The 18,880-nt window shown below is 52.8% G+C and carries 18 protein-coding genes and 1 riboswitch; of the genes, 16 read left to right on the top strand and 2 right to left on the bottom strand.

The annotated features are described in order from the left end of the window. Nucleotides 1-18: 18 nt before the first annotated feature. The 6 genes from AC0VXT_RS10085 (at nucleotide 19) to ribB (ending at nucleotide 8,158) form a co-directional block, all read left to right on the top strand. Nucleotides 19-2,685 (top strand): valine--tRNA ligase, encoded by a 2,667-nt coding sequence (locus tag AC0VXT_RS10085; protein WP_475548489.1) that lies wholly within the window; start codon nucleotides 19-21, stop codon nucleotides 2,683-2,685. Nucleotides 2,686-2,908: 223 nt separating this feature from the next. Continuing rightward, nucleotides 2,909-4,297 (top strand): aminodeoxychorismate synthase component I, encoded by a 1,389-nt coding sequence (gene pabB / locus AC0VXT_RS10080; RefSeq protein ID WP_475548488.1) that lies wholly within the window; start codon nucleotides 2,909-2,911, stop codon nucleotides 4,295-4,297. Further along, nucleotides 4,294-4,902: an anthranilate synthase component II gene (locus AC0VXT_RS10075; RefSeq protein ID WP_475548487.1), complete on the top strand. Its 609-nt coding sequence runs from the start codon at nucleotides 4,294-4,296 to the stop codon at nucleotides 4,900-4,902. Before pabB ends, AC0VXT_RS10075 begins: the two co-directional genes overlap by 4 nt. Continuing rightward, the gene (locus tag AC0VXT_RS10070; protein ID WP_475548486.1) at nucleotides 4,887-5,750 is read left to right on the top strand and encodes an aminotransferase class IV; all 864 of its coding nucleotides are present in this window, start codon (nucleotides 4,887-4,889) and stop codon (nucleotides 5,748-5,750) included. The genes AC0VXT_RS10075 and AC0VXT_RS10070 overlap by 16 nt, the downstream gene beginning before the upstream one ends. A gap of 57 nt (nucleotides 5,751-5,807) precedes the next feature. Next, entirely contained in the window at nucleotides 5,808-7,085 is a 1,278-nt protein-coding gene (locus AC0VXT_RS10065; protein WP_475548485.1) for an EAL domain-containing protein, read from the top strand. A 116-nt stretch (nucleotides 7,086-7,201) separates the two neighbouring features. Continuing rightward, nucleotides 7,202-7,357, top strand: a riboswitch (FMN riboswitch). Between the two features lie 132 nt (nucleotides 7,358-7,489). Next, on the top strand, nucleotides 7,490-8,158 hold the full coding sequence (gene ribB / locus AC0VXT_RS10060) for a 3,4-dihydroxy-2-butanone-4-phosphate synthase (protein WP_022730758.1): 669 nt from the start codon (nucleotides 7,490-7,492) through the stop codon (nucleotides 8,156-8,158). A gap of 130 nt (nucleotides 8,159-8,288) precedes the next feature. On the opposite strand, the gene xth is transcribed toward ribB, so the two are convergent. Further along, nucleotides 8,289-9,068 (bottom strand): exodeoxyribonuclease III, encoded by a 780-nt coding sequence (xth, locus tag AC0VXT_RS10055; RefSeq protein ID WP_475548484.1) that lies wholly within the window; start codon nucleotides 9,066-9,068, stop codon nucleotides 8,289-8,291. A 97-nt stretch (nucleotides 9,069-9,165) separates the two neighbouring features. After that, nucleotides 9,166-9,507 (bottom strand): iron-sulfur cluster insertion protein ErpA, encoded by a 342-nt coding sequence (gene erpA, locus AC0VXT_RS10050; RefSeq protein ID WP_022730760.1) that lies wholly within the window; start codon nucleotides 9,505-9,507, stop codon nucleotides 9,166-9,168. 240 nt (nucleotides 9,508-9,747) lie between these two features. On the opposite strand from erpA, the gene argS reads away from it, so the two are divergent. From argS to tatC, 10 genes are all read left to right on the top strand, one after another. Beyond that, the gene (argS, locus tag AC0VXT_RS10045) at nucleotides 9,748-11,499 is read left to right on the top strand and encodes an arginine--tRNA ligase (RefSeq protein WP_475548483.1); all 1,752 of its coding nucleotides are present in this window, start codon (nucleotides 9,748-9,750) and stop codon (nucleotides 11,497-11,499) included. Between the two features lie 3 nt (nucleotides 11,500-11,502). Continuing rightward, on the top strand, nucleotides 11,503-12,390 hold the full coding sequence (locus AC0VXT_RS10040; protein ID WP_475548482.1) for an SPOR domain-containing protein: 888 nt from the start codon (nucleotides 11,503-11,505) through the stop codon (nucleotides 12,388-12,390). After that, nucleotides 12,377-13,447, top strand: coding sequence for a beta-N-acetylhexosaminidase (gene nagZ, locus AC0VXT_RS10035; RefSeq protein WP_022730763.1), 1,071 nt, complete (start codon nucleotides 12,377-12,379; stop codon nucleotides 13,445-13,447). Before AC0VXT_RS10040 ends, nagZ begins: the two co-directional genes overlap by 14 nt. After that, on the top strand, nucleotides 13,444-14,127 hold the full coding sequence (locus tag AC0VXT_RS10030; RefSeq protein ID WP_475548481.1) for a site-2 protease family protein: 684 nt from the start codon (nucleotides 13,444-13,446) through the stop codon (nucleotides 14,125-14,127). The genes nagZ and AC0VXT_RS10030 overlap by 4 nt, the downstream gene beginning before the upstream one ends. Before the next feature lie 37 nt (nucleotides 14,128-14,164). Then, nucleotides 14,165-15,037, top strand: coding sequence for a segregation and condensation protein A (locus tag AC0VXT_RS10025; RefSeq protein WP_022730765.1), 873 nt, complete (start codon nucleotides 14,165-14,167; stop codon nucleotides 15,035-15,037). A gap of 17 nt (nucleotides 15,038-15,054) precedes the next feature. Further along, nucleotides 15,055-15,825 carry an SMC-Scp complex subunit ScpB gene (gene scpB, locus AC0VXT_RS10020; RefSeq protein WP_475548480.1) on the top strand — a complete coding sequence of 257 codons (771 nt, stop codon included), beginning with the start codon at nucleotides 15,055-15,057 and terminating at the stop codon, nucleotides 15,823-15,825. A 133-nt stretch (nucleotides 15,826-15,958) separates the two neighbouring features. Continuing rightward, complete coding sequence (locus AC0VXT_RS10015) at nucleotides 15,959-17,002, top strand: ABC transporter ATP-binding protein (protein ID WP_475548479.1); 1,044 nt, start codon at nucleotides 15,959-15,961, stop codon at nucleotides 17,000-17,002. A 95-nt stretch (nucleotides 17,003-17,097) separates the two neighbouring features. After that, a complete protein-coding gene (gene tatA / locus AC0VXT_RS10010; RefSeq protein WP_338116400.1) occupies nucleotides 17,098-17,403 on the top strand; it encodes a twin-arginine translocase TatA/TatE family subunit in 306 nt (101 codons plus the stop codon). Nucleotides 17,404-17,438: 35 nt separating this feature from the next. Further along, a complete protein-coding gene (tatB, locus tag AC0VXT_RS10005) occupies nucleotides 17,439-17,852 on the top strand; it encodes a Sec-independent protein translocase protein TatB (protein WP_475548478.1) in 414 nt (137 codons plus the stop codon). A 2-nt stretch (nucleotides 17,853-17,854) separates the two neighbouring features. Beyond that, on the top strand, nucleotides 17,855-18,850 hold the full coding sequence (tatC, locus tag AC0VXT_RS10000) for a twin-arginine translocase subunit TatC (protein ID WP_423837128.1): 996 nt from the start codon (nucleotides 17,855-17,857) through the stop codon (nucleotides 18,848-18,850). The last annotated feature ends 30 nt before the right edge of the window (nucleotides 18,851-18,880 follow it).

Raw genomic sequence — 18,880 nt, 5'->3', positions numbered from 1 at the left:
CGCAGCGGACAAAAGACCATGTTGGAGAAGACCTACAGCCCGGCCGACGTTGAAGGCAGACTTTACGATAAATGGGAAAAATCGGGGGCGTTTGCCAGCGATTCGGCATCAAAAGCCGATCCCTATGTCATCATGATGCCGCCGCCCAACGTGACCGGCAGCCTCCATATGGGGCATGCGCTGACCTTTACGCTTCAGGACATTCTTGTGCGTTATAACCGTATGAACGGTAGGGACACCCTGTGGCAGCCCGGCACCGACCACGCAGGCATCGCAACCCAGATGGTTGTTGAACGCCAGCTTGGCGAACAGAACGTAACGCGCCATGATCTTGGTCGCGAAAAGTTCATCGAAAAAGTCTGGGAATGGAAAGAACAGTCGGGTGGCACCATCACCAATCAGCTGCGCCGCCTTGGCGCGTCGCCCGATTGGCAGCGTGAACGTTTCACCATGGACGAGGGCCTTTCGGCGGCTGTGCGCAAAGTGTTCGTGACTTTGCACAAACAGGACCTGATTTACCGTGACAAGCGTCTGGTTAACTGGGATCCGAAGCTTCTGACGGCAATTTCCGATCTTGAAGTCGTTCAGAAAGAGGTCAAAGGCCATTACTGGCACTTCAAATACCCGATCGAAGGCCGGGATGGTGAGTTTATCACTGTTGCCACCACGCGTCCGGAAACCATGCTGGGTGATACCGGTGTTGCGGTTCATCCCGATGATGAACGTTATCAGGACCTGATTGGTCAGTATTGCATTCTGCCCATCGTTGGGCGTCGGATTAAAATCGTTGCCGACGAATATGCCGATCCTGAAAAAGGATCCGGTGCGGTTAAAATCACCCCGGCGCACGATTTCAATGACTTTGAAGTTGGTAAACGCTGTGGTCTGGAAAAGATCAACATTCTTGATGACCATGCGCGCATCAACGACGAGGCACCCGAGGAATATCGTGGTCTTGATCGGTTTGAGGCCCGCAAGCTTCTTGTCGCGAAGATGGATGAGCTCGGCTTGCTTGAAAAAATCGAAGACACCGTTCACATGGTGCCCTATGGCGACCGTTCAAACGTTGTCATTGAGCCGTATCTGACCGACCAGTGGTTTGTGAATGCCGAAGTTCTGGCCAAACCGGCGACTGAGGCGGTTGAAGACGGACGTATCCGGTTCGTACCCAAGAACTGGGAAAACACCTATTTTGAATGGATGCGCAACATCCAGCCATGGTGCATTTCACGCCAATTGTGGTGGGGACATCGTATCCCGGCATGGTTTGGCCCGGACGGCGAATTCTTTGTTGAAGAAACCGAAGAAGAAGCGATTGCAGCAGCCAAGGCCCATTACGGCAAAGACGTTGAACTGACTCAGGAAACCGACGTTCTTGATACGTGGTTCTCATCCGCCTTGTGGCCGTATTCGACCCTTGGCTGGCCGGATAAAACCCCGGAGCTTGATAAATATTATCCGGGTGACGTTTTGGTCACCGGGTTTGACATCATCTTCTTCTGGGTTGCCCGCATGATCATGATGGGCATGCATTTCATGGATGGGAAAATCCCGTTCAAGGATATTTATATCCACGCGCTGGTGCGCGACGAAAACGGCCAGAAGATGTCCAAATCCAAGGGCAATGTTATCGACCCGCTGGAACTCATTGACGAATATGGCTGTGATGCGCTGCGCTTTACCCTGACGGCTTTGGCCGCACAGGGGCGTGATATAAAGCTTGCGGCATCGCGGGTTGAGGGTTATCGCAACTTTGCGACCAAGCTTTGGAATGCCGCACGCTTTGCCGAGATGAATGAATGCAAACCGGTGGATGGTTTTGATCCTGCGAACGTGAAATCGACCCTTGGCCGCTGGATCGTTGGTAAAACGGTTGAAGCATCCAAATCTGTTGGTGCAGGTATTGAAGCCTACCGCTTTAACGAGGCGGCAAGCAGTGCCTATCAGTTCGTCTGGGGGGCTTTCTGTGACTGGTATCTGGAACTGGCCAAGCCGGTTCTGATGGGCGATGACGAAGAGGCCAAGGCCGAAATCCGTGCGGTCACCGCATGGGTTCTTGATCAGATCCTTCTGATTTTGCATCCGGTCATGCCCTATATCACCGAAGAACTGTGGGACAAGATTTCTGATAACCGCAGCAGCATGCTGATGTCGGCAAGCTATCCGAAGTTTGACGAGACCCTGATTGATCGTGCGGCCGAGGCCGAAGTTGATCTGTCGATCCGTTTGATCGGTGACATCCGTGGTGTGCGTTCTGAAATGAATGTCCCCCCGGGGGCGGAGGTGCCAATCTATCTGGTTGATGCCACCGATGCGATGAAGGCCGCGGTGAACGCGCAAGAAGCACAGGTTAAGCGTCTGGCGCGTGTTGCCGAAATCGGCTTCAAGGGGCAGGGCGATATCGAAGCCATCGCCAAGGGGGCCATCCAGACCGTGGTTGACGGTGTGACCGTGTTTGTTTCGGTTGCTGATTTCATTGATGTGGCGGCTGAAAAGTCCCGTCTGGAAAAAGAAATCCAGGGCAAAGCCAAATACATCAAGGGTCAGGAAGGCAAACTGTCGAATGAAAACTTCGTCAGCCGCGCGCCGGATCATATTGTGGCAACCGAGAAAGCCAAGCTTGAAGAAGCAAAAGATACGCTTGCCAAGCTGAACGAGGCATATGATCGTATTGCAGCAATGTAATGCGGCTTGAATAACGCGATGAAAAAGGGTCAGCCGCGTGGGGTTGGCCCTTTTTTCTTGGCTTGAATTAGCACCTTGCGCGCTGTGATAAAAATCTTCCCCTGTGCGGTGACGAATCGCATAGATTGTCGACAACGTTATGCAAATGGTCCCGCGTCTTGGCTGATTTTTGGCTTTGGGTGCGGATCGTTGTTCCATCACTCCCGCAAGACTGCCGCGTGCCATGCTGATTGAAGAATGTCCCTTTATTGAACCGGTTGATGCCTATGGGGCTTTTGCGCCCTTTGCCGATAGCCATTTTCTCGATTCCGGGGACAGGGACCGCTATGCCTATATCGCGGTATCACCGTTTCATAAGCTAACAGCCAAGAACGGGCAGGTGACCCTTGATGGTTTTGCTGTGCCGGGCAATCCGTTTGATGTTTTGGGCGATCTCCTTGCACGGTATCGCCAAGAAAAGCAGGAAGACCTGCCACCGTTTCAGGGGGGCGTGGTCGGGTACTTTGGCTATGAACTGGCCCATCAGACCGAAACACTTCCCGTCGCCGATGACGACTGGCTGGAAATGCCCGATATGGCCGTTGGCATTTATGATCTTGTGATTTCATTTGATCTGCACCAGCGCCGCATGTGGTTGATTTCAACGGGGATGCCAGCGCAAGAGAACCAAGCACGCGACCAACGTGCCGCAGAACGCATGACCATGTTGCGCAAATACTTGCGGTTGGCCCGCCCACTTTTTGATGTACCCGATGTGCCGCATCAACCAGATATCACCACATGGGCGTCCAACTTTGATCAGGATGCGTATCAGCATGCAGTGAGTAAGGTGATTGAGTACATCTTTGCCGGGGACATTTTTCAGGCAAATTTGTCGCAAAGTTTTCGGGCGGAATATGCCCAAGGTTCCATTCCGGAACGGTTCGGACTGTATCGCAGGCTATCGAGCATGAGTTCCGCACCGTTTGGGGCCTTCCTGAATTTTGGCGATGTTACGGTTCTGTCGAACTCGCCAGAACGGTTTTTAAAGGTGACGAACGGCGTTGTTGAAACGCGCCCGATCAAGGGAACCCGCGCGCGCGGAGAAACCCCCATTTTAGATGCCGAACTGGCACAGGAATTAATGCTATCTGCAAAAGATCGCGCAGAGAACGTTATGATTGTTGACCTTTTAAGAAATGATATTTCCAAGGTCTGTAAACCACATTCGGTCAAGACGCCGACGATTTGCGCGCTCGAAAGCTATGCCAACGTGCATCATCTGGTATCGACTGTGACTGGCGAACTTGATGAGGATGCAACAGCAATTGATCTTTTGGCCGCCTGTTTTCCCGGTGGCTCCATCACTGGTGCGCCGAAAATACGTGCGATGGAAATTATCACCGAACTTGAACAAACCACACGTGGTGCATACTGCGGGGCGATTGGCTATATCGGGTTTGATGGCAGCATGGATACCAACATCGCCATTCGAACCATTTGCATGAACAAGGGCAGAATGGCATTTAACGTTGGTGGTGGCATTGTCGCGGACAGCCAACCGGACCATGAGTATGCCGAAACCATGGTCAAAGCCGCCAAAATGTTCGAAGCGCTGGGGATCACCCCATGATCCTTTTGATCGACAATTATGACTCGTTTGTTTTCAATCTCGCCCGTTACCTGCGCGAGTTGGATCAGGAAGTGGAGGTCATCCGTAATGATGAAATCACCACCGATATGGTGCGCGAACGCTGTCCGGATGCGCTGGTGTTTTCGCCCGGTCCTTGTGGGCCGGATGAGGCTGGTAACAGCCTTGCGCTGATCCGTGATCTGGCCGGGGAGTTTGCCATGCTGGGCGTGTGTTTGGGGCACCAGTCGATTGCACAGGCCTTTGGCGGAAAGGTCACGCGCGCCAAAAGACCAGTACATGGCATGACATCGGATGTGGACCATGATGGTGATGGCATTTTTAACGGCTTAAAGCAGCCGTTGCGTGTGACGCGCTATCATTCCCTGATTGTCGATTTGCCTATTGATGGCAGTCTGGCGCAAACTGCGACAGGGCCGGACGGTGAGGTGATGGCGTTTGCCCATAGGGCGTTGCCAATTTATGGTGTTCAGTTCCATCCAGAAGCGGTCCTGACCGAACAGGGGCATGACTTGCTGGCCAATTTCCTTAAACTTGCGGCAGATCACAGAGCCACAAAGCGGAGTGCCATATGCAAGTCTGGTTGAATGGCACATATTTAAACGCGCAAGATGCGGTTATTCCTGCAACGGATCGCGGGTTTCTTTTGGGGGATGGTTTTTTTGAAACCATGCGTGCCCATCGCGGCACGGTTGCCTGGCTTCATGCGCACATGGAACGGTTGGCGGCACATGCCGCTGTGATCGGGCTGTCGTCACAGATGTTGCCATCTGGTGAGGATATTGCCGAAATTATTGCCACGCTGTGTCAGGGCAATGGATTGCAAAGTGCGGTTGTTCGCCTGTCTCTGTCGCGCGGAAGTGGTCAACGCGGCTTGTTGCCGCCGGAAAACCCAACGCCAACCATCATAGTAACAACAGCACCCTTTACCCCAGCCTCGTCATCTGACGGGTTGACGTTGATAACGGCGCAAAAAATCCGCCGTAATCCGTGGTCGGTTGCCGGAACAATCAAGAGCCTGAATTATCTTGATAACATCGTTGCCAAACAGGAGGCCCAACAGGCAGGGGCAGATGACGCATTGATCATGTCGGTGGACGGTTCTGTGGCCGAAACCACGATTGCAAACCTGTTTGGGATCAAGGATGGGGCGCTTTGGACCCCGGACGGTACTACTGGCATTCTGTGCGGGCTGGCGCGTAGCTTTGTGATCAATTGTGCCAAGGCAAACGGTATTGAAACCCGTTTTGACCCGAGAACACCACTTGAACTGTCCGAGATGGATATGCTGTTTACAGCCAATGCGTTACAGGGAATGAGGCCGGTCATGGCCCTAGATGGGGCACCGATCGGTAATGCCAAACAGCCCCAAGATATCTTTACCATGCTGACACGAATGGTGGAGGGTAATCTATGCAATGGTATAAGAGTTTAGAGTAAGTTAATAAACGGCTGTCAGTATCGCGTCCTTGCCTTAAGATCAGGATTGCCGATGACCGCCCAAGCTGCCAAACCCGCCGTCCCCCTGAGCCGTTTTGTCGATAGCCTGCGCAAGCATGCCGCAAATGGAAAAAAGCCGCATCTCGGGATTCTTAATATCCCGATGGATTTGCGCTTGGGCACAGAAGATTATCGGGCGATTACCCGTGATGCATTTCACCATTTGCCAGAAAACACGCAGGTCCATCGTCTTGAAAACGGGATGGTTGCCTTTGTGCGTGGCGGGAAATGGGCGGAAGGTGACGATAACTTTGTTGACCATGTTCGCGAGACCCTTTCCGATGTCATTGAACGGCAAGGTCTTGGCCATATACCCGACACGCTTTGGAACCGGTTCCAGTGGCCAATTGACGAGAAACAGGTCTTGGAATTACTGGCGTTGCCAGCCATAGGGCATTTTTCAAACGAGCCATCCCAACGATTTGATATGGCAGAAATGCTGCGTGGTGCCGTGACGGTAGATGCGGTTTTCGATTCCTGTCGTCGCCAAGCCATCGTTGGCGTCCACGACAACAGTCGCGAAATTCTGGGCCACGAACTTTATTGTTCGCTTGATTATTTGCGTCAGCACCACCTTGCAAGTTTTCTGCTTGAAGGTCCCGGAGAGCTTGAAATCCTGTCGCGGGTTCTCGATGAAAAGGTCATGGATGTGACGCAGTCCATCGCGTCATCGATTTTCCCGGACCGGCTGCATTTGAACATGCAAGTGCAAACCGTCTTGAGCGAAACATTCAGTGATTTTATCGGATCGGGGAATGGCAAGCTGATTGAGAATTTGGCGATTGAGTTTTCGATGGAAAATGCGATTGCCAATTGGTGGGAGTTCGAAGATGCCTGCGCGTTTCTTAAATCGGTTGGGATTCGTGTTGGCCTAGATCGCATTACACTTCCGGCACTTGAATTTTTGTCGCCCAGAAAAATGAATGTCGATTTCGTCAAGGTGATCTGGGATCAGAACATTATCGGGTCACGCCGCACAGAAGTTACCGAGCGGCTGCGGGAATTTGCCAATCTGTTTGTTGATCAGAGCCTGATCTTGACGCGGTGTGATAGCCGCACGGCCCTTCGTATGGGGCGCAGTCTTGGCGTTGAAGCGTTTCAGGGAACCTACATTGATGCGGTGCTTGGCCCGTATCTTAAGCAGGAATGCAAAACCCCAAAACGATCATCAGACAAACGCTGCGCGGTTTGCCAATGGGCACCGCGTGAGGCCCGTAAAAACGGATGCGATTTCCATTTCCGGCTGGGGAAGGTTCTCTCAGAAGTCTAAACCGTGCGTTTAGGATGCGTTTGGTCGTGTTTTAACAGGTTTGACAAGCGCGCAGAGCTTTTCTAAAGTGCACGGTACCTGATCAATTTTGATCAGGTTTGTCGTTGAAACACGGCGCTTATTCTCAGGGCAGGGTGCAAGTCCCTACCGGCGGTAAATTCAGGAAACTGAAAAGCCCGCGAGCGCCTGTTGATCCATCTGGGTCAGCAGGGTCAGCAGATCCGGTGTAAATCCGGAGCCGACGGTAATAGTCCGGATGGGAGAGGATAAAGCGTGACAGGCAAGATCACCCGGTTGGGTGTGAATTGCTTTTTGTCTACGACCGGTATCTGGTGCAGTGTACCAATATGCCGGGCCTTTCTTTTGTGCCCTGATTCGTAAGCCGCCATCCGAGGAGGACGGTTATGAATCAGAGTGTTCATCAGGAATCAGGTCTTTCGACCTTTGGGGATCCGCAAGAGCGTTTAGAACGTGCACTTGCTGACATCCGCCAAGGCAAAGGTGTTCTGGTTGTCGATGACGAAGATCGCGAAAACGAAGGCGATCTTATTTTTTCCGCAGAAAATCTGACAAACGAACAGATGGCGATGCTGATCCGCGATTGCAGCGGCATTGTGTGCCTGTGTCTGACAGACGAAAAGGCCACGGCCCTTGATTTGCCGCCGATGGTTGCGGATAACACATCAAGTATGGGGACGGGCTTTACCGTCACGATTGAGGCCAAGGTCGGTGTGACGACCGGGGTGTCGGCGGCGGATCGTGTGACCACCGTCAAAACAGCCATTGCCGATGGTGCAAAGTCATCCGATCTTGCGCGTCCGGGCCATGTGTTTCCGCTGCGTGCGCGGGCAGGTGGTGTTTTGGAACGTCGTGGCCACACCGAAGGTACGGTTGACCTGATGCGTTTGGCCGGGCTTAAGCCGTCTGGCGTGTTGTGTGAGGTCACAAACCCCGATGGGACGATGGCGCGCCTGCCGGAGCTGATTTCCTATGCCAAACAGCATGATATGGTTGTGATCAGCATCGAAGATATCGTTGCCTATCGCACCGCCATGCAAAAGGCCGCAGAATAGATAATACCTGCACGCCAGTCTGGCGATTGGCGAAGATTAAAGACAAAACACAAAGGGCAGCCCGGTTTCGGTGCTGCCCTTTATGATGTTTAACTGTGGTTTTGGCGCGGTATGGTGCCAGCCAAAGACGTTAATCGTCGATCATGCACCAGACCGGGGTGTGATCGGATGCCTTTTCCTTGCCACGTGGGTCACGGTCAATGTCCGACGCACTCAGGCGATCTGCGGCAGCCGGGGTCAGAAGCAGGTGATCAATGCGCAAACCATTGTCCTTGTTCCACGCACCCGCGCGGTAATCCCACCAGCTGTATTGATGGCCCTTCGGGTTGAAGGTTCTGAACGCGTCGGTGTAGCCCATGTTCATCATGGTGCGCAGACGTTTGCGTTCGGTTGTCGAACATAAGACCGCTTCGTGCAGTTTTGCCGGATCATAAACATCCGAATCGTCCGGCGCGATATTGTAATCGCCCCCCATGACCGCAGCTTCGCCCTCTGCGCGAATTTTTTCAAACCGCGTGATCAGGCGATCAAGGAAGTTCAGTTTGTAGTGGAACTTTTCATCGCCAACAGCCGTTCCCATCGGGACATAGATGGATGCCACACGTACCGGATGGGGGGAACTGATCGTCGCTTCGATGTAGCGGGCTTGTTCGTCGTCATCATTGCCAGACAGGCCGCGTTCAACATCCTCGATCGGATATTTCGACAGGATGGCAACCCCGTTATAGGTTTTTTGGCCGTGAATCGCGATGTTGTAGCCAAGATCCTCGATTTCCATCGCCGGAAAACCGTCATCAACCGTCTTGGTTTCCTGTAACAGGACAACATCGGGTTTGGCTTCTTGCAGCCACTCAATAACATTGGGCAGGCGGGCCTTGATTGAATTGACGTTCCAGGTAGCGATTTTCATTCAGGCCTCGATTCCAATGGGATCAGATAAGTTTGGTCAAACAAAACGGGGTTCGCAATAACGAACCCCGTTCTATAAATCGTTTTGTCGGTACGGATCAAATCGAGAAACTCGATCCGCAACCACATGATGACGTGGCGTTTGGATTGTTCACACGAAATGCGGACCCAACCAACTCGCGGACGTAATCAATTTCTGCACCGCCTAGAAGATCGAGCGAGACTTCGTCAATCACCATTTTCGCACCGTGATTTTCGAAAACGCAATCTTCGTCAGTGGTGTCAGCATCCAGTGAGAATTCGTACTGAAAACCACTGCAACCGCCGCCGGAAACCTGCAAGCGGAGCATCGTGTTTGATGCACCTTCGCTTACGATCAGTTCCTGAATACGATTTGCAGCACTTTCGGTCATCTGGACTTGCTGTGAAGCTTCGGTCATTCAATACTCCTTGATCTTCAACCCGCCAGATTTATGGCGGGGGTCGTTACGATCCTTGGCGACATCATAGCACGGTCAGATCATAGTATTTAAGTCACTATTTAGCGTGCATGGCTGAAATGTCAAAACCTGTAGGCATTCGAAAGACCCGTTGCTTGCCTTTTGGTCGGAAATGTCCCAAAACAGCCGCAGTCACATGGTCCGATTGACCACAAACAAAAATATGCAAAGACCAAAGTTATGAATGTTTTCAGCCTGTTGAAAAGCGACATCGAGAAACAGCTTCTCGCCCTTGAGAAAGAGGGTGTTCTTCCTACTGGAAGTGACACCGCGCGCGTGACGGTAGAGCCGCCGCGCGATGCGTCTCATGGGGATGCCGCGACCAATGCCGCCATGCTTCTGTCAAAGGCTGCGGGCATGAAGCCACGCGACCTTGCCGAAAAACTGGCTGAAAAACTTCGATTGCTTGATCACATAGACACGGTCGAAATCGCCGGGCCTGGCTTTATCAACCTGCGCATGGCCGATCAGTTCTGGCTGTCGCAGGTGTCCGAAGTGCTAAAAGTTGGCACCGGATATGGCAGCAGCGATCTGGGCAAGGGTGAAAAAATCAACGTCGAGTATGTTTCAGCCAACCCGACGGGGCCGATGCATGTTGGTCATTGCCGGGGGGCTGTGGTCGGGGACGTTTTGGCCAATCTTCTGGCCAAGGCGGGCTATGCGGTTACCAAGGAATATTACACCAATGATGCCGGCGCGCAGGTTGATGTTCTGGCCCGGTCGCTTCACATGCGCTACCGCGAAGCACTTGGCGAAGACATTGGTGAAATTCCACAAGGCCTCTATCCGGGCGATTATCTGGTTGCACCGGGCAAGAAGCTGGCCGAGCGCGAAGGTGATAAATGGGTCAACGCCGCCGAAGCCGAATGGCTTGAGCAGTTCCGGACCTTTGCCATTGTCGAGATGATGTTGTTGATCAAGGAAGATTTGCGTCTTCTGGGCGTCGCACATGATGTCTTTACGTCCGAAGACGGGCTGGTCAAGGCAGGCAAGGTTCAATCGGCCTTTGAACACCTTGAGAAAAAGGGTGATATCTATGTCGGTGTGCTGGAGCCGCCAAAAGGCAAAACACCCGAAGATTGGGAACCGCGCCCGCAAACCTTGTTCCGCGCCACCGATTTTGGTGACGATGTTGACCGGCCGTTGAAGAAATCCGATGGCAGCTGGACCTATTTTGCATCCGACATTGCGTATCACTTTGACAAGTATGAGCGCGGATTTAACCTGATGATCGACGTGTTTGGCGCCGATCACGGTGGCTACGTCAAACGCATGAAAGCAGCAACCAAAGCCATTACCGGTGGCGAAGGTGATCTGGACGTGAAACTTTGTCAGCTTGTCAGCCTGTTTGATAAGGGTGAGCCGGTTAAGATGTCCAAGCGGGCCGGGACGTTTGTCACGCTGCGCGATGTTGTCGAACGTGTTGGTAAGGACGTTGTCCGGTTCATCATGCTGACGCGTAAAAACGATGCGTCGCTTGAATTTGATTTCGCCAAAGTGACCGAACAGTCCAAAGACAACCCGGTATTTTACGTTCAGTACGCGCATGCACGGGTAAGCTCGGTCTTCCGTCAGGCCAAAGAAGCCTTCCCGGGGCAGGATTTTTCGGTAAAAACGCTTGAGACGGCAGACCTGTCGTTGTTGTCCTCAGACGAGGAAAAGCTTCTTGTGCGCCGGATGGCAGAATGGCCGCGTATTGTCGAGCAGGCCGCAACCGCGCATGAACCCCATCGCATTGCCTTTTTCCTGACAGAAATTGCAGCTGAATTCCATGCATTGTGGAACAAGGGACGCGACAATACCGAACTTCGCTTTATCATCGCCGATGATTTGGCGACGACATTGGCGCGTCTTGCGATGATCCGTGCTGTGGCCACCGTCATCGCATCGGGTCTTGATGTGATTGGTGTCACGCCTGTCGAGGAGATGTAAAATATGAACGAAGAACACGGTAACAACCTTCATGCCGAGCGCGAAGCACACTATGCAGCCGAGCCGGGTGCTGGCAAAAGCAAGTTGAAGGGAATTATGACCGTGTTCTTCGGGGCGGCTGTTGTGATCGGCGGCCTTGGCGGGGCAGGTTACTGGTTTTACAATCAGGGACAACCCATTCAGGATGATGGGAAATTGCCCATCCTTCTGCCTGATCCAGCGCCGATCAAGCTACGGCCCGAAGATCCGGGGGGGATGGAAGTGCCCCACCGAAACACGACGGTCTATGACCAGCTAAGCGACGTTGATCCGGACGCGGATGTCGTGCTTCAGGAACTGCCAGATATGCCGCGCACGCCGGATGTGATGCCAACAGCACCGAAATCTTCGGATACGGTGGCATCGAATGATGGTAATGCCAGTGCCAGTGACAGTGACGTGAAAGTCGAGCCTGAAACCGAAAGCCCTGCTGATGATGCCGCGGATGCGACGGATACGTCTTCGGGCATGGCCGCGCCGGAAATTAAGGCCCCAGATACGATGAGTGACGCCGAAAAGGCGATTGCCGCGGTTGATGCGCGGGCAAAAGAAACACCGCAAGCGACGTCCCCGACAAAGCCGCAAGAGAAAACCACGGCAACCGGAGATTTTCGCATTCAACTGGCCTCACTTCGTGAGGAAGACAAAGCATCGGCGGAATGGAAAAGATTATCGTCGAAAAACAAAGACTTGTTGGGTAACCTTCAGATGTTCGTGCAGCGTACCGAGATTGAAGGCAAAGGGGTTTACTATCGCCTGCAGGCAGGCCCGGTTGCCGATGCCTCGGCGGCAGAAAAGCTGTGTGGTGATTTGAAACAACGCAAAGTGGGGTGCCTGATTGTCCGGCCTTGAAGTTAAAAAGCCGCGCGCCTGTATCCTCGGGATTGGCGGAACGGAACTGAGCAACTGGGAAAAGGGCTTCTTTCGCGAAGCCGATCCTTATGGCTTTATCCTGTTTGCGCGAAATGTCGAAGACCACAATCAGATACGCACCCTGACCGATCAACTGCGTGATGTTGTTGGCAAAAACAACGTCCCGATCCTTGTCGATCAGGAAGGTGGCCGTGTGATGCGGCTTAAGCCACCCCATTGGCGCAAAATCCCGGCGGCCGGTGTGTTTGGCGAACTGGTTGATAAATCCCCCGAAGACGCCCGTGAAGCGGCCTATATCAATGCCCGTTTGATGGCGATGGATTTGCGCGAAGCCGGGTTTAACACCACCTGCGCGCCGGTTCTTGATTTACGTTTTCCGGGCATGAGCGATGTTGTCGGCGACCGGTCTTATGGGGCGGATGTGGCCCGCGTTGTGGTTTTGGCCAGTGCGGTTGCCGCCGGGTTGCTTGATGGTGGGATTGCACCGATCATTAAACATATCCCCGGACATGGCCGCGCTGCGGTTGACAGTCACAAGGACCTGCCGATTGTCAGTGCCACGCGGGCTGAGTTGTCCGAGCTTGATTTCGCACCGTTTCGTCAGATGAAAGACGTTATGGCGGCGATGTCGGCACATTTGCTGTTTACCGCGATTGATGATCAACGGCCCGGCACGGTGTCCGCGACGATTATCAATGATGTTATTCGGGGTGATATCGGCTTTGAGAACCTTTTGATCAGTGATGATTTGTCGATGGAGGCACTGGGTGGTTCGATTGCAAGCCGCACCCATGAATGTTTGAGTGCGGGCTGTGACATTGCGCTTCATTGCAATGGCAAACGCACCGAGATGGAAGAAGTTGTTTCCATGACGCCGTTGTTGAGCGGTGCGGCACTTCTGCGGTCGCAAAACTTTACCAATCAGATTTCCAGTTTCAAAATCGACAAACCATCATCAAGCCAACTGACAGATTGGCGGATGCGTCTTGCCGATCTTCTTGCGCCTGTTTGGCAGGCTGAGGACACCGGCACGTGAGTAACGCGATTGAATTTATTATCTCGGCATCAACGTGGGTTGTGCCGGTGCTGTTTGCTGTGACATTGCATGAAGCAGCCCACGGGTTTGCCGCGAAATTGTTTGGCGATGATACCGCCCAGCGGCTTGGCCGGTTAAGCCTTAATCCCATTCGCCATATCGATCCGGTTGGTACGGTTTTGATCCCGGCATTGTTGTTGATCACCGCAGCGCCGTTTTTGTTTGGCTATGCCAAGCCTGTGCCCGTGGCGTTTCATCGTCTGCATCCCCAACGTCTTGGGGTTATTGGCGTTGCTGTTGCCGGGCCGTTGACCAATGTTTTGTTGGCGATTGTATCGATCCTGCTTCTGGTTGGGTTGCCAAGCTTTTCCCCGGCGGTCAATGACTGGCTTGGTACGATGCTCAACCAGTCGATCTGGCTGAACTGCATTCTTGCCGTATTCAACATGCTGCCGATCCCGCCACTTGATGGCGGGCGGGTTCTTACGGCGATTTCACCGCTTCCGATTGCTCGGGTCTTGGCGCGTATGGAAAAAACCGGCATGATCATTTTGATCGGTCTGGTATTCTTGTTGCCATATGTGACATCAAAGCTTGGCATCTACCTTCCGATTTTTCAGTGGTTGGTGATTGAACCGGCCAATGCGTTGGTCCATTTTCTGGCAGCGATATTTGCCTGATTTCCGCTGTGATACGCGGGTTTTGGCAGGGGGATAGATGGCAGACCAGTTCGAGTTGGAAATTCCAGATGAGGTATTCGACAAGAAACCGGTTGACGATGATGAGCCGAGCCTTGCCGAACGCCTGATACTTGATCTGGACGGGTTTGAAGGCCCGCTTGATGTTCTGCTTGAACTGGCCCGTGATCAGAAGGTCGATATCATCAAGATTTCGATCCTTGATCTGGCCGAGCAATATCTTGAATTCATCAATACGGCAGAAGGGCTTCGGCTTGAACTGGCGGCGGATTATCTGGTGATGGCGGCATGGCTGGCCTATCTGAAATCCAGATTGCTGTTGCCCAAGCAAGACAACGACGAGGACGAGCTCAGCGCCGAAGAAATGGCTGAGCTACTTGCCTTCCAGCTAAAACGTCTTGAAGCGATGAAGGCGGCCGGTGAAAAGTTGCTCGCACAGCCCAATTTGGGGCGCGATTTCTTTGCCCGGGGCGCGCCGGAGGACATTCGCGTGACAACGGCATCTGTCTATGACGCGTCGCTTTATGATCTTTTGAAATCCTATGCCCAGATCATGTTGACGTCAGAAGCCAAGACCCTTGAGATTGAGGCGTTTGACCTTTATGCGATGGATGATGCAATCCGGCGGTTGCGCGATCTGTTCGGGCGGCGTGTTGTGCCGACCTGGACCAAGTTACTTGAGTTTATGCCCCATGGCTTGGGATCCCCTTTAAAAGCCCGGTCGGCCTTGGCGGCCCATTTTGTTGCCAGCCTTGAGATGTGCCGGGATGGGGAGCTGGAAATCTCGCAGGAAGAAACATTTGGTCCGATCATGTTGCGGTCGCCCCAAAAACCGCGCGAGGGCGATTTGCCCCGCAATGATCGACCCTATGATAATTTGATCGAAGAATAAGGGGCAGGGGTAAGTGAATGCCAAATGATGTAACCGGTGACGCGCAGCTTAAAATCGATGGGGTCGAAACCGGCCCGCAAGTCGATTTTCAGCATGTCCGCATTGTCGAGGCTGTGCTGTTTGCATCCGCAGACCCGATCAGCGAACGCGTCATTGCCGCACGTTTGCCCGAAGGAACCAATATTTCAGACGTACTGACGGTTTTGCAGGACACATATGCATCACGCGGCGTCAATCTGAACCGGGTTGGCGATAAATGGGCGTTTCGCACCGCTGTTGATCTTGCCGGTGATCTTCATATCGAGGTCGAAAAAGCCAAGAAAATGACGCGTGCAACGCTCGAGACGCTTGCGATCATTGCCTATCACGAGCCGGTCACCCGTTCCGAGGTTGAAGAAATCCGTGGTGTGGCGCTGTCCAAGGGCACCCTTGATATTCTGCTTGAGGCCAAATGGATACGGCCACGTGGGCGTAAACGTGTGCCGGGGCGGCCGGTTCTTTGGGCGACAACGGATGAATTTCTTGATCACTTTGGTCTTGAAGACCGTGATGATTTGCCAGGGCTTGCGGACCTTAAGGCCGCGGGCCTGCTTGATAGCCGTCCGGGAATGGGCCGGTATGGGGCGAATTCTGATGACGAAGCATTGCCTGACCTTGTTGATGACGGTGAGGTGACCGATTCTGTTGTCGAAGAAGCCCTGACGACGCGCAATCTCGAAGAACTCGACGAGACGATTTATTCCGACAATCCCAATCTTCTTGATGAAAAAGAGGTTTCGGAGACCTGATCGTTTAGGGTCCGGTAACCGAAGTTATTCTGCGCCTTGCAAGAAGGGCGGCGGGCGCTTAAGTTCTGTGAAAGATTTCGCTAATCATTTGCACCTTTGGTGCGTTGACCACGTCCAGATAAAGAGTTTGTTGATGCCCGACGGTTTGAGGATGTCGAATGTCAGTCACGAATTCGGTTCCAACCGGGTTCTGAACGACATTAGTTTCGATGTCGCCCCAGGAGAAATTGTCTGTTTGCTTGGTCCGTCTGGTTGCGGAAAAACAACTGCGCTGCGTCTGGCGGCGGGGCTTGAAAAACTTCAGTTCGGGCAAATTGCCATTGATGATCAGATCGTGGCCCACCCGGGTGACTATGTTGAACCGGAAAAACGCGGCGTTGGTATGGTTTTTCAGGACTATGCACTGTTTCCGCATTTAACGGTTGCCAAGAACATCGGCTTTGGCCTGAAGCATTTTAGCGACGCCCAGCGCCGTGAGGCGGTTGAACGTGCGCTGACACAGGTTGGCATGTCAGAATACCTTGATGCCTATCCGCACGAACTTTCAGGTGGTCAGCAGCAACGGATTGCATTGGCCCGCGCATTGGCGCCAACCCCGCAAATCATGTTGCTTGATGAACCGTTTTCCGGACTGGATGTCGCACGGCGCGCAGATTTGCGCGATACGACCCTTCATGTTTTGAAAAATGCCGGTATTGCAACCATCATGGTGACCCATGATCCTCAGGAAGCGATGTATATGGGGGACCGTATTATCGTGATGAACGAAGGGCAGGTCATGCAGGATGGCACACCGGAATCGCTTTATTTCCAGCCGGAAAACCGTTTTGTCGCCTCGTTCTTTGGCGAAGTGAACCAATTTGCCTCAACCGTGCGCAATGGCATTATTGAAACACCGGTCGGTCAGATCACCACCGATGAATTTGCCGATGGAACCGAGGTTGACGTATTGGTGCGTCCCGAAGGACTTCATGTCGGTAGTTCCGTAAATGGTCACGATATCATGGCCAACGTTGATGCCGTGCGGGCATTGGGTGAAGTCAACCTGATGCATTTGACGCTGGAAAAGGGCGGGCACATTCATGCACGCGTGCCACGGCGCTTTTCGACATTAAATCAGAATTCGGTCGCTATTACGCTTGATCCAGAGATGACCTTCGTGTTTCCTATGTCCTGATACGGCCAACTGTCCCTTGAAATCTAACCGGGACAGAATGCTAAATTACAATTGGATTGCAATCACGGGTATTAACCCATCCGTCGCATTGCACAGTGGGGGGCTTTCTGCCATTATCCGTGCATAACGCCGGAAGGCAGAACGGATCTTTGGAGAAAGAAGTTATGGGTATTGGCGTTTGGCAAATTGTTCTTATTCTGGCGATTGTCCTGATCATCTTTGGCGCAGGTAAACTGCCGAAAGTGATGGGCGACATGGGTAAGGGCATCAAGAGCTTCAAAGCGGGCATTAACGAAAAAGAACAAGATGACGATGCTGGCGCTTCGGCCAAGACCATCGAAAACACGACCTCTGCATCGGTTTCGACCGAGAGCAAAGACAAGGATTCAGTGAAATCCTGATCGTCTGTCGGGTTTCCTTCAGATAGGCGTGTCATATGTTTGATATCGGCTGGACCGAATTGGCTCTTGTGGCCGTCGTGGCATTATTTGTCGTCGGCCCCAAGGAGCTTCCGCATCTTCTGTACAAGTTGGCGGGGTACTGGAAAAAAGTGCGCGGAATGGCGCGCGAATTCCAAAGTGGCATTGATGACATCATCCGCGAAGCGGAACTTGATGATCTGCGCAAGCAGGTGAGCAGTGCCAGTACCAACCCCACCGATTTTATGGAAAAGACGATTGGCGCACCCAAAGCCGACGGCAAAGCCTCAGATGCGAAGGCATCTGAGGCAAAGCCGGCGGATAGTGGTGGCTCGGACGAAAAACCGACTGCCGCCGAAAGCAAGTCGTCAGATACCAAATCGTCAGCTGCTAATAGCAAAAAGAAAGACCACCCGGAGAGCCAGGCGTGAACATGCAATCGCATGACGAGCAGATGCCGATTATGGAGCATCTGATAGAGCTAAGAAATCGCCTGACATGGGCTGTCTTGGCGCTGTTTCTGACCTTTGGGCTCTGCTATTATTTCGTCGAGGATATCTATGGTTTCCTCGTACGACCGCTGGCAGAAATCATGGGGCCGGATCGACGCATGATCTATACGGCTTTGACCGAAGTGTTCTTCACCTATGTCAAAGTATCGTTCTTTGCCGCTTGTTTCGTTTCAACCCCGGTGTTTTTGTCGCAGTTTTGGGCTTTTGTCGCACCGGGCCTGTATAAAAACGAACGATCGGCCTTCATGCCGTTCCTGTTTGCGACACCTGTTCTGTTTTTGGCAGGTGGGGCTTTGGTTTATTACTTCATCATGCCGCTGGCGTGGAAGTTTTTCCTGAGTTTTGAGCAGGTCGGTGATGCATCCAACCTGGCAATTCAGCTTGAAGCCAAAGTCGATGAATATCTGTCTTTGGTGATGAAGCTTATCTTTGCGTTCGGTCTTTGTTTCCAGTTGCCGGTCTTGCTTACGCTGATGGCACGGGCAGGGATCGTGACGGCCGATAGCTTGGCGAAGAAACGCCGATATGCTGTTGTTATTGCCTTTGTTTTTGCCGCCGTTTTGACGCCGCCCGACCTGATTTCGCAGGTTGGGTTGGGGATTCCGATCATTATTCTCTATGAGATTTCCATCATTATGGCCCGGATTTCTGAACGCAAACGCGCCAAGCGTGCTGCGGAAGCCGAGGCAGAAGACGAAGACGATGGTGATGATCCGGAAGATGATCCTTCTGGCGGTAGTTCCGTTGCCAAAACCGATGATACGGTTGATCAACAAGGGGCGGCTGCGGCAGGTGCATCCTATGATGATGGCCAGACATCTCTGACCCGTTCATCCTCATCTGATGATGGTTCTCCGCGCTTGTCGGGACCGTCTCGCGATGATGACGGGGAAGACGATTTCAATAACGCACGTTAATTGAAATCATCGGCCTTCAAACGTCTGATT

The organism is Thalassospira sp. Z349TD_5, assembly GCF_056173045.1.
The sequence above is the reverse complement of the archived record's forward strand: the minus strand, read 5'-3'. Positions and strand labels throughout refer to the sequence as shown.

Coding starts and splice junctions, on each gene's coding strand:
- AC0VXT_RS10085 (WP_475548489.1), top strand. CDS start 19: ATGTTGGAGAAGACCTACAGCCCGGCCGACGTTGAAGGCAGACTTTAC.
- pabB (WP_475548488.1), top strand. CDS start 2,909: ATGCTGATTGAAGAATGTCCCTTTATTGAACCGGTTGATGCCTATGGG.
- AC0VXT_RS10075 (WP_475548487.1), top strand. CDS start 4,294: ATGATCCTTTTGATCGACAATTATGACTCGTTTGTTTTCAATCTCGCC.
- AC0VXT_RS10070 (WP_475548486.1), top strand. CDS start 4,887: ATGCAAGTCTGGTTGAATGGCACATATTTAAACGCGCAAGATGCGGTT.
- AC0VXT_RS10065 (WP_475548485.1), top strand. CDS start 5,808: ATGACCGCCCAAGCTGCCAAACCCGCCGTCCCCCTGAGCCGTTTTGTC.
- ribB (WP_022730758.1), top strand. CDS start 7,490: ATGAATCAGAGTGTTCATCAGGAATCAGGTCTTTCGACCTTTGGGGAT.
- xth (WP_475548484.1), bottom strand. CDS start 9,068: ATGAAAATCGCTACCTGGAACGTCAATTCAATCAAGGCCCGCCTGCCC.
- erpA (WP_022730760.1), bottom strand. CDS start 9,507: ATGACCGAAGCTTCACAGCAAGTCCAGATGACCGAAAGTGCTGCAAAT.
- argS (WP_475548483.1), top strand. CDS start 9,748: ATGAATGTTTTCAGCCTGTTGAAAAGCGACATCGAGAAACAGCTTCTC.
- AC0VXT_RS10040 (WP_475548482.1), top strand. CDS start 11,503: ATGAACGAAGAACACGGTAACAACCTTCATGCCGAGCGCGAAGCACAC.
- AC0VXT_RS10025 (WP_022730765.1), top strand. CDS start 14,165: ATGGCAGACCAGTTCGAGTTGGAAATTCCAGATGAGGTATTCGACAAG.
- scpB (WP_475548480.1), top strand. CDS start 15,055: ATGCCAAATGATGTAACCGGTGACGCGCAGCTTAAAATCGATGGGGTC.
- AC0VXT_RS10015 (WP_475548479.1), top strand. CDS start 15,959: ATGCCCGACGGTTTGAGGATGTCGAATGTCAGTCACGAATTCGGTTCC.
- tatB (WP_475548478.1), top strand. CDS start 17,439: ATGTTTGATATCGGCTGGACCGAATTGGCTCTTGTGGCCGTCGTGGCA.
- tatC (WP_423837128.1), top strand. CDS start 17,855: ATGCAATCGCATGACGAGCAGATGCCGATTATGGAGCATCTGATAGAG.